The organism is Candidatus Delongbacteria bacterium, from assembly GCA_020634015.1.
In the GTDB taxonomy this organism is placed as follows: domain Bacteria; phylum CAIWAD01; class CAIWAD01; order CAIWAD01; family CAIWAD01; genus JACKCN01.
Map to the genome: position 1 here is coordinate 104,321 of JACKCN010000001.1, position 9,187 is coordinate 113,507.

Consider the following 9,187-nt stretch of genomic DNA (forward strand, 5'->3'; position numbering starts at 1 on the left):
CTAGTGCTTCTTGATGCCGCTGTTCTTCTTGCGTCCCTTGCGGGTGCGGGCATTGTTCTTGGTGTTCTGCCCGCGGCATGGAAGGCCGCGACGATGCCTGAGGCCACGGTAACAACCGATGTCCATCAGACGCTTGATGTTCATGGAAACTTCGGTGCGCAGCGCACCCTCGACCTTGTAGTCGGCCTGGATGACGTTGCGGATCCGCTTCACTTCCTCTTCGGAGAGGGCATGAACCCGCGTGTCGCCATTGACGTTGGCGCGGGAAAGGATGTTGCGAGCAGTGGTCAGACCGATTCCGAAGATGTAGGTCAGACCGATCTCGACCCGCTTTTCCTTGGGAAGATCGATACCGGCGATACGTGCCAAAGGTCCCTCCTGGACAGGCTTTCTGAATGGTGCGCCTCGTCCGTCACCTGTGACGGACGCGCGGAATCACTCTATCCCTGACGCTGTTTGTGTTTGCGAGTCTTGGCGCAGATGACCCGAACCACACCGTTGCGGCGGATGATCTTGCAGTGTTCACAGATTTTCTTGACCGAGGCCTTCACTTTCATGACCGGCTTCTCCAGCTATCAGGATCTATTTGTGTCTGAAGGTGATGCGCCCACGGCTCAGGTCGTACGGGGATAATTCCACCGTCACCTTGTCGCCGGGGAGAATGCGAATATAGTGCATCCGCATTTTGCCTGAAATGTGCGCAAGCACCACGTGATCATTTTCCAGCTTGACCTTGAAACTGGCATTGGGCAGAGTCTCAAGAATCGTGCCATCCAGTTTGATGATGTCCTGTTTGCCCATGAATCCTTTCTAATCAAGCGCCGTCAGGATTTCCGCCTCGGCGGATGTGATCCGGATCTGATGCTCAAAATGCGCGCTGTCGCTGCCGTCCGCGCTGACCACGGTCCAGCCATCTTCCAGCACGTCGATCCGCCAGTCACCGGCGTTGATCATCGGTTCGATGCACAGGCACATGCCCGGCCGTAGTTTGGGTCCCTTGCCCGCAGGTCCATAGTTGGGAATCTCGGGGGCTTCGTGCAGTGAACTGCCACACCCGTGTCCAACCATTTCCCTGACGATTCCGTAGCCCAGCGGGCGGATGTACTCTTCGATCGCATGACCGATATCCGATACCCGATTCCCCGGGCGGGCGGCCTGAATGCCCAGCCTGAGGGCCTCCTGAGTCGCGTCCAGCAGGGCCTGACGTTCAGGGCTGATCCTGCCCACGGGAAAGGTGAACGCCGAATCCCCATAGTATCCATCCAGGATCGTCCCCATGTCCAGGGACACGATGTCGCCGTCCTTGAGGACGCGTTCCCCGGGCACACCGTGCACGACCTCTTCGTTGACGGAAATGCAGCAGCAACTGGGGAAAGGCGGCACTCCACCGGGGCCCGGCACTCCAATGAATGAAGGCACGGCCCCCTGGGCCCGGATGAAACTGTCAACGATCTGGTTCAGTTCGGCGGTCGTCATGCCGGGTTGAACACTCGGGCGGACCATTTCCAAAGCCCGGGGAATGATCGCGCAGGCCTTGCGGATGCGCGTGAACTCACGTTCGCTGTAGATCCTGATCACGACAGCAATTCCATCAGGGCTTTGTGAACATCACCCACCGGTTGGGTGCCGTCCACGCTCAACAGAAGTCCCTGCTTGCGATAGTGCTCAAGCAAGGGTCTAGTCTGTGAATTGAATACATCCAGACGGTGCCGGATGGTTTCTTCCTTGTCGTCCTCGCGCTGCACGATGGCCTTCTCGCCACACTTGCGGCAGACTTCGGGCACCGTTTCCAGCAGGGTGTTGTACACTTCCCCGCAATTGGTGCAACCGCGACGCGCGCTCAGTCGGTGCACGATCTCGTCATCACTGACCTGAAGATCCACGACCGCATTCAACTGGGACTTCAGCTCGCCAAGCAGCTGGCTCAGTCCCTCAGCCTGGATCACGGTGCGCGGGAACCCGTCGAGGATGAAACCCTTGGCGCAATCGGCCTGGCCCAGGCGCTCGCGGATGATGTCAAGGATCAGTTCATCGGGCACAAGGTTGCCCTTGTCGGTGAACTGCCGGACACGCCTTCCGAAAGGGCTGTCCTGTTTGATGTGCGCCCGCAGGATATCCCCGGTACTGATCTGGGGGATACCGCGTTTCTCAGTGATCAGCCGGGCTTGGGTGCCTTTTCCGACTCCCGGGGCCCCGAAGAGGATCAGCCTCATCTCGCCGCCCAGGCTTTACGATGACATTCGTGAACGTCCGCGAATCCTGCCCGTCTTCATGAGGCCGTCGTAATGCCGCATGGTCAGATGGGATTCTATCTGCTGCAGGGTATCGAGCGCGACGCCCACCATGATCAGCAGTCCCGTGCCACCAAAGATGCTGGCGAAATTGAAACTCAGGTTGCCGCCCAGCAGGTCTCCGGAGAACCGGATCAGCAGCTGCGGGAAGATGGCCAGGAAGCCCAGGAACACCGCACCGGGGAAGGAAATCCGGGTGATCACGTGATCGATGAACTCGGCCGTCTTCTTGCCGGGGCGTACCCCGGGGATGAACCCACCATACCGTTTCAGGTTCTCGGCCACTTCCACCGGATTGAAGGTCATCGCGGTATAGAAGTAGGTGAAGAAGATGATCAGCACCCAATACAGGATCAGGTAAGGGAACGCAGTCCAGGTGAAGGCCGCATTCACCCAGTCCTTGACGCCGCTTTCAGGCAGCATCGAGGCCAGTGTCTGGGGCACGAACATGATCGACTGGGCAAAGATGATGGGCATCACGCCCGCCATGTTGATGCGCAGCGGAATGTTGGTCGACTGACCGCCCATCATGCGCTTGCCCACCACGCGCTTCGCGTACTGCACCGGAATCTTGCGCACGCCCTGGGTCATCATGATCGCGGCCATCACGGAGGCGACCATCAGGCCGAGCAGGAAGATCTCGGCCAGCAGGGGACGCGTCTTGGCGGCAACCTGCTGGAACTCGTCGAAGAAGGCGTTGGGAATGGTCTCGATCACACCGATGAAGATGATCAGGCTGATGCCATTGCCCAGACCACGCTCTGTGATCTGCTCACCCAGCCACATCAGGATCAGGCAGCCCGTGGTCAGCATCAGGATCACGCTGAACTTGAAGCCCAGACCCGGGTTGAGCACGATCGAGTCGCCACCGGGGGAGGTGATGCTCTCAAGGAACACCGACACACCGGAAGCCTGCATCAGGGAGATCAGCACGGTGCCGTAGCGCGTGAGCTGGGTGATCTTCTTGCGGCCCTGCTCGCCTTCCTTCACCAGACGCTGGAAATAGGGAACCGTGGTTCCCATCATCTGAATGATGATGGAGGCGCTGATGTACGGCATGATGCCCAGTCCGAAAATGGCCACCTTCTGGAAAGCGCCACCGGTGAACATGTCGTACAGACCGAAGAGGGTGTTCTGGCTCTGCTCGAAGAACTGACCCAATGCCGCAGCGTTGATTCCCGGTGTGGGAATGTGTGCGCCGATGCGGCAGATCAGAAAGATGAACAGGGTGAACAGCACCCGGTCTCTGAGCTCCGGAATCCGGAAGATGTTGGAAAACTTTTCGAGCATCAGTTCTTCCGTGCTTAGGCGATGGATCCGCCTGCGCTTTCGATCCGTTCACGGGCGGACGCGGAGACCTTCAGGCCCTCCACCTTGACCGCCTTGGTCAGTTCCCCGTTCGACAGCACCTTGATGGGCTTGTTGATGTGGGAAATCACGCCGTGCTCCAGCAACAGCTCGGGGGTGATGGATACACCCGCACCGGCCAGGGCGTCAAGTTGCCCCAGACTCACCACCTGATTCTCCTCGCGGAAAATGTTGGTGAATCCGCGCTTGGGCAGGCGGCGCTGGATGGGCATCTGCCCACCTTCGAACCAGGCGCGATGCTTGGCACCGCTGCGGGACATCTGGCCCTTGTGGCCACGGGTGGCCGTGCCACCGTGTCCGGAACCCGTACCGCGAGCAATGCGCTTGCGCTTCTTGCGGGAACCGTCCGCGTATTTCAGACTGCCGAGATTCATTCGGGAGCTCCTTCTACTCGATTTCCTCGACCTGCACCAGATGCTGGACCTTGTTCACCATGCCCCGGATTTCGGGGGTGGCTTCGTGGATCACGCTGTGATGCAGACGCTTGAGTCCCAGCGCTTCGATCGTGGCTTCCTGCTTGCGGATCCGGCCGATGGTGCTGCGCTTCCAGGTGATTTTCAGCTTCATCCCGGCCTCCTATTCGTAAAGCTCTTTGACCGTCACGTTCAGGCGGCGGGCCTTGGCGGCGGGAGAATCCATCTGTGTCAGGGCCACGAAGGTTGCCTTGACGACGTTGTGCGGATTGTTGCTGCCCAGATTCTTGGCCAGCACATCATGCACACCCAGGCACTCCATCACCGCGCGGACATTGCCGCCGGCGATGACGCCCGTTCCCGCGGAAGCCGGGCGCAGCAGAACCTTGCCCGCGCCGAACTTGCCAATGATCTCGTGAGGCAGCGTGGTGCCCGAGAGTTCGATCTTGATCATGTTGCGTCGGGCCATTTCCGTGCCCTTGCTGATGGCATCGACCACTTCACGGGCCTTGCCCAGGCCCCAGCCTACCCGGCCGTTGCCGTCGCCGACGACCACGATGGCGTTGAACCCGAAGTGGCGACCACCCTTGACGACCTTGGCCGTACGGTTGATCTTGACCACTTTCTCGATCAGGCTCATCTCGGAGGTGTTGACGTGTTCCAAGGTGTGCGTCCCCTTCGCTAGAATTTCAGTCCACCTTCACGCGCACCATCGGCGAGGGCCTTGACCCTGCCCAGATACGCGTAACCGGAACGGTCGAACACACAGGTGTCGATGTCCTTGGCCAGGGCGCGCTCGGCGATGGCCTTGCCCACCAGCTTGCTGCGTTCGGAAGGCTTCACCGAACCCAGGGATTCCTTCAGGTCCGCACTCAGACTGGAGGCCGCGACCAGGGTGACGCCAGTCTCGTCGTCGATCAGCTGGGCGTAGATGTGGCCCGTGCTGCGGAACACGGAAAGACGCGGCTTCAGGGCACTGCCCGAGACCTTCTTGCGGATGTGCATGTGACGCCGAGCCCGGCTGTCAATGTTGAGCTTCCTCATGGCGTGCCCCGTTCCTATTTCTTGCCGGACTTGCCGGCCTTCTTCTCGACGTACTCACCCTTGTAGCGGATACCCTTGCCCTTGTAGGGTTCGGGGGGACGCAGCTTGCGGATGGTGGCCGCCACTTCGCCCACCAGCTGGCGATCGATGCCTTCGATCACGATCTGGGTGTTCTTGGGACAGGTGATGTTGATCCCGGGCGGGCAGTTGAACACGACCAGGTGCGTGAAGCCGAGCTTCAGATTCAACACCCTGCCGCGCATCTCGGCCACGAAGCCCACGCCCTGGATTTCCAGGTCACGGCGGTAACCCACCGTCACTCCGGTCACCATGTTGGCGATCAGGGCACGGGTCATTCCGTGCAGTGCCCGATGCTGGCGTTCATCCGTGGGACGGCTGACGACGATGTTGCCTTCGTCTTCCGCGACCGTCATGTCCGGATGGAGAGTCAGCTCCAACTCACCTTTGGGACCCTTTACCGAGATCCGGCTTGCGCCCAGGCTGACCTCGACTCCCGCAGGGCGGGGAATGGGCAATCGTCCAATACGAGACACCGTGGCCTCCTTCGAATTACCAGATGTAACAGAGCACTTCCCCACCCACATTGCGGGTCTTGGCTTCCTTGTTGGTCAGGATGCCTTCGGGGGTGCTGAGAATCGCGATGCCCAGGTTGCTCTTGACGCGTGGCAGGTTTGCCACAGCGCGATACTGGCGCAGTCCGGGCTTGGAGACACGACGCAGTCCGGAAATCACGTTCCGGCCTTCCTGGGTGTAGCTCAAGGCAATCCGGATGGTCCCCTGGGGACCTTCCTCGACCACCTTGTAGGCACGCAGGTAATGCTCACGCACAAGGATGTCCACAATCTGTTCCTTCATGCGCGAACGAGGACAGTCGACCACTTTCCGTCCGGCCATGATGGCGTTGCGGATGCGGGTCAGCAGATCAGCGATGGGATCGGTCACCGGCATGGTGTCACACTCCTGATTACCAGCTCGACTTGACGACGCCGGGGATTTCACCGTTTGAAGCCATCTGGCGGAAGCAGATTCGGCAGATGCCGAACTTGCGGATGAAGGCGCGGGGACGACCGCAGCGACGGCAGCGGTTGTACGCCCTTACCTGAAACTTCGGGGTCGCCTGGGATTTCTTGATCAGCGCTTTGCGGGCCATGCTTATGCTTCCTTCGTCTTCCGGGTGACAATGGGCATTCCCAGTTGCTTCAGCAGCTGGTAGCACTCTTCGTCTGTATTCGCACTGGTGACGAATGCGATGTCCAGGCCGTGGACCCGCTCCACCTTGTCGTATTCGATTTCGGAGAAGATGATCTGCTCGCGGATGCCGAGGTTGTAGTTCCCGCGGCCGTCGAAGGACTTGTTGGACAAGCCGCGGAAGTCGCGGATACGCGGCGCCGAGATCGAAATGAAACGATCCAGGAACTCCCACATCGCATCACGACGCAGAGTCACCGAGGTGCCCACCGGCATGTTCTCGCGCAGCTTGAAGTTCGAGATCGCCTTGCGGGAATTGTTGATCACCGGCTTGCGGCCCGTGATGCGCTGCAACTCATCCACCACGGCCTCGAGCGCCTTGGGATTGTCCTTGGCTTCGCCCATGCCCACGTTCAGCACGATCTTCTTCAGCCGCGGCACCTGCATGATGTTGCCGTAGCCGAAGGTCTTCTTCAGGGCTTCGCGTACCGTATCGCGGTACTTGGTCTTCAATCGGGGTTCGTAGCTCATCGGCCTACACCAATTCGTTGCTGGTTTTGGAGTAACGGGCGCGCTTGCCATTCTCGAGAACCTTGATGCCCAGCTTGGCTTTCTTGCCGGACCCCGGTTCCACGAAGGCCACCTTGCAGGCAGCGATCGGGGCTTCCTTCTCGATGATGCCACCGGTCTGGTTGCGCTGGTTGGGCTTCGTGTGACGCTTGACCACGTTCACACCTTCCACGATCAGCTTGTCCTTGCTCGGCATGGCCATCAGGACCTTGCCCTGCTTGCCCTTGTCGTCACCGGACAGAACGACCACCTTGTCGCCCTTTTTCAACTTCATCACAACACCTCCGGCGCAAGGGACACGATCTTCATGTATTCCTTTTCGCGCAGTTCGCGGGCCACCGGCCCGAAGATGCGCGTGCCCTTCGGCTCGCGCTTTTCATCAATGATCACCGCCGCGTTGTCGTCGAAGCGGATATACGAACCGTCCGCACGGCGGATTTCCTTGCGGGTCCGCACCACGACTGCACGCACGACGGATCCCTTCTTCACATTGCCACCGGGAAGGGCTTTCTTCACGGATGCGACAATGATGTCGCCAATGCGGGCGTAACGACGCTTGCTGCCTCCCAGAATGCGGAAGCACTTGATGGTCTTGGCGCCCGTGTTGTCGGCGACGTTCAGGACGGTCTCTTCCTGGATCATCTGCCCACCTCCTGGTTACTTGCGGCGTTCGATGACTTCCGTCAACCGCCAGCGCTTCTTGCGACTCAACGGGCGGCATTCGGTGATGCTCACCAGGTCGCCGATCTGCGCATCGTTGGTCTCGTCGTGGGCCATGTACTTCTTCGTGCTCTGGAAGTACTTCTTGTAGATCGGATGCTTCACCTTGCGGACAACCGCAACCGTGATGCTCTTTTCCATCTTGTTTGACACGACCCGTCCCACCCGGACCTTGCGAATTCCACGCTCATCCATGGCCATTTCCTAGCTCTCCTTCCGGATGCCCAGATCCATCTCGCGGACGAGGGTCTGCAGGCGGGCAATGTTCTTGCGCACACGGCGAATCTCCAGTGGATTGTCCAGCTGTGAGGTACCGTGCTTGAAGTTAAGGGAAGACATGGCGGCTTCCGCTTCACTCAGTCGGGTCAGCAATTCTGCCCGGCCCAATGTGTTCAGTTCTTTGGCTTTCATCGCGAGGCCCTAGATTTCCCGGGTGACGAACTTGGTGTGGATCGGCAGCTTGTGGCTGGCCAGGCGCATTGCCTCACGGGCAACTTCGGGCTTCACGCCTTCGATCTCGAACATGATCAGACCCGGCCTGACGACGGCGACCCAGAACTCCGGTCCGCCCTTGCCCTTGCCCATACGGGTCTCGAGGGGCTTCTTGGACACAGGCTTGTCCGGGAACACGCGGATCCAGACTTTTCCGGACCTCTTGATCGAACGGGTCATCGCGATACGGGCCGCCTCGATCTGACGCGCTGTGATCCAGCCGCATTCGAGGGCCTTCAGGCCGAATTCGCCGAAATCCACATTGCAACCACGATGGGCCAGACCACGCATCCTGCCGCGAAACTGCTTGCGGCGTTTGACTCGCTTTGGCATCAACATGCTGCTTACCCTTTCCTGGTCCGGGGGCCACGGGGAGCCGCGGCGGGTGCGGGCGCGCCACCGGGACGCGCGGCAGGTCCGCGATTGCTGCGTGGCACACCATAGTCAATGCCGAACTTCTCGCCCTTGCAGATCCACACCTTCACGCCGATCAGGCCATAGGTGGTGTGGGCTTCGGAGAGGGCGTAATCGATGTCCGCGCGCAGAGTGTGCAGCGGGATGCGCCCTTCCTTGTACATCTCGCGGCGGGACATTTCGGCACCGCCCAGACGACCGCTGCACATGATCTTGATGCCTTCGGCCCCATTGCGCATGGTGGCCTGCAAGGTCTTCTTCATGGCGCGGCGGAAGGATACACGACCTTCCAGCTGCCGGGCGACCGAATCGGCGACGAGCTGGGCCACCAGCTCGGGCTTCTTGATTTCAAGGATGTTGACCTGGACGGTGGCGTTGAACTTGGTGTTCAGCTCCTGACGCAGACGCTCCACATCCTGACCCTTGCGGCCGATGACCAGTCCGGGGCGGGCGGTGTGAATCGTCAGCACCACGTTCCGGGAATGGCGCTGGATCTCGACCTTGGCGATGCCGGCCTGCTTGTAGGCCTTGCGGTTGAGGATGTAGCGACGGATCTCCACATCTTCCATCAACTTGTCGGCGAAATGGGACTCGTCGAACCAGTTGGAACTCCAGGTCTTGTTGATGCCCAGCCGAAAGCCGATCGGGTTTACTTTCTGTCCCAAT

Annotated in this window: 20 protein-coding genes; all 20 read right to left on the reverse strand. The window is 59.9% G+C overall.

Annotation, left to right across the window (positions count from 1 at the left end; genetic code table 11):
* The gene (gene rpsM, locus H6678_00475; GenBank protein MCB9472266.1) at positions 1-369 is read right to left on the reverse strand and encodes a 30S ribosomal protein S13; all 369 of its coding nucleotides are present in this window, start codon (positions 367-369) and stop codon (positions 1-3) included.
* Between the two features lie 71 nt (positions 370-440).
* On the reverse strand, positions 441-557 hold the full coding sequence (gene rpmJ, locus H6678_00480) for a 50S ribosomal protein L36 (GenBank protein ID MCB9472267.1): 117 nt from the start codon (positions 555-557) through the stop codon (positions 441-443).
* Positions 558-582: 25 nt separating this feature from the next.
* Positions 583-801 carry a translation initiation factor IF-1 gene (infA, locus tag H6678_00485; GenBank protein ID MCB9472268.1) on the reverse strand — a complete coding sequence of 73 codons (219 nt, stop codon included), beginning with the start codon at positions 799-801 and terminating at the stop codon, positions 583-585.
* Between the two features lie 9 nt (positions 802-810).
* The gene (gene map / locus H6678_00490; GenBank protein ID MCB9472269.1) at positions 811-1,578 is read right to left on the reverse strand and encodes a type I methionyl aminopeptidase; all 768 of its coding nucleotides are present in this window, start codon (positions 1,576-1,578) and stop codon (positions 811-813) included.
* Complete coding sequence (locus H6678_00495; GenBank protein MCB9472270.1) at positions 1,575-2,213, reverse strand: adenylate kinase; 639 nt, start codon at positions 2,211-2,213, stop codon at positions 1,575-1,577. Before H6678_00495 ends, map begins: the two co-directional genes overlap by 4 nt.
* Before the next feature lie 15 nt (positions 2,214-2,228).
* Positions 2,229-3,581 carry a preprotein translocase subunit SecY gene (secY, locus tag H6678_00500; GenBank protein ID MCB9472271.1) on the reverse strand — a complete coding sequence of 451 codons (1,353 nt, stop codon included), beginning with the start codon at positions 3,579-3,581 and terminating at the stop codon, positions 2,229-2,231.
* A 14-nt stretch (positions 3,582-3,595) separates the two neighbouring features.
* Positions 3,596-4,033: a 50S ribosomal protein L15 gene (gene rplO, locus H6678_00505; GenBank protein ID MCB9472272.1), complete on the reverse strand. Its 438-nt coding sequence runs from the start codon at positions 4,031-4,033 to the stop codon at positions 3,596-3,598.
* 13 nt (positions 4,034-4,046) lie between these two features.
* Positions 4,047-4,226, reverse strand: coding sequence for a 50S ribosomal protein L30 (gene rpmD / locus H6678_00510; protein MCB9472273.1), 180 nt, complete (start codon positions 4,224-4,226; stop codon positions 4,047-4,049).
* A gap of 9 nt (positions 4,227-4,235) precedes the next feature.
* The gene (rpsE, locus tag H6678_00515) at positions 4,236-4,712 is read right to left on the reverse strand and encodes a 30S ribosomal protein S5 (GenBank protein MCB9472274.1); all 477 of its coding nucleotides are present in this window, start codon (positions 4,710-4,712) and stop codon (positions 4,236-4,238) included.
* Between the two features lie 41 nt (positions 4,713-4,753).
* Positions 4,754-5,116, reverse strand: coding sequence for a 50S ribosomal protein L18 (locus H6678_00520; GenBank protein ID MCB9472275.1), 363 nt, complete (start codon positions 5,114-5,116; stop codon positions 4,754-4,756).
* 14 nt (positions 5,117-5,130) lie between these two features.
* On the reverse strand, positions 5,131-5,670 hold the full coding sequence (gene rplF, locus H6678_00525) for a 50S ribosomal protein L6 (GenBank protein MCB9472276.1): 540 nt from the start codon (positions 5,668-5,670) through the stop codon (positions 5,131-5,133).
* A 16-nt stretch (positions 5,671-5,686) separates the two neighbouring features.
* Positions 5,687-6,085: a 30S ribosomal protein S8 gene (gene rpsH / locus H6678_00530; GenBank protein ID MCB9472277.1), complete on the reverse strand. Its 399-nt coding sequence runs from the start codon at positions 6,083-6,085 to the stop codon at positions 5,687-5,689.
* Between the two features lie 16 nt (positions 6,086-6,101).
* Positions 6,102-6,287, reverse strand: coding sequence for a type Z 30S ribosomal protein S14 (locus H6678_00535; protein ID MCB9472278.1), 186 nt, complete (start codon positions 6,285-6,287; stop codon positions 6,102-6,104).
* Between the two features lie 2 nt (positions 6,288-6,289).
* On the reverse strand, positions 6,290-6,856 hold the full coding sequence (gene rplE / locus H6678_00540) for a 50S ribosomal protein L5 (protein ID MCB9472279.1): 567 nt from the start codon (positions 6,854-6,856) through the stop codon (positions 6,290-6,292).
* 4 nt (positions 6,857-6,860) lie between these two features.
* Positions 6,861-7,169, reverse strand: a complete 309-nt coding sequence (gene rplX / locus H6678_00545; GenBank protein ID MCB9472280.1) for a 50S ribosomal protein L24 — start codon at positions 7,167-7,169, stop codon at positions 6,861-6,863.
* Positions 7,169-7,537, reverse strand: coding sequence for a 50S ribosomal protein L14 (gene rplN / locus H6678_00550; GenBank protein MCB9472281.1), 369 nt, complete (start codon positions 7,535-7,537; stop codon positions 7,169-7,171). The genes rplX and rplN overlap by 1 nt, the downstream gene beginning before the upstream one ends.
* Positions 7,538-7,552: 15 nt before the next feature.
* Positions 7,553-7,810: a 30S ribosomal protein S17 gene (rpsQ, locus tag H6678_00555; protein ID MCB9472282.1), complete on the reverse strand. Its 258-nt coding sequence runs from the start codon at positions 7,808-7,810 to the stop codon at positions 7,553-7,555.
* 9 nt (positions 7,811-7,819) lie between these two features.
* Entirely contained in the window at positions 7,820-8,026 is a 207-nt protein-coding gene (gene rpmC / locus H6678_00560; protein ID MCB9472283.1) for a 50S ribosomal protein L29, read from the reverse strand.
* Positions 8,027-8,035: 9 nt separating this feature from the next.
* Positions 8,036-8,446, reverse strand: coding sequence for a 50S ribosomal protein L16 (gene rplP, locus H6678_00565; GenBank protein MCB9472284.1), 411 nt, complete (start codon positions 8,444-8,446; stop codon positions 8,036-8,038).
* 5 nt (positions 8,447-8,451) lie between these two features.
* Entirely contained in the window at positions 8,452-9,186 is a 735-nt protein-coding gene (rpsC, locus tag H6678_00570; protein MCB9472285.1) for a 30S ribosomal protein S3, read from the reverse strand.
* Position 9,187: the final 1 nt, after the last annotated feature.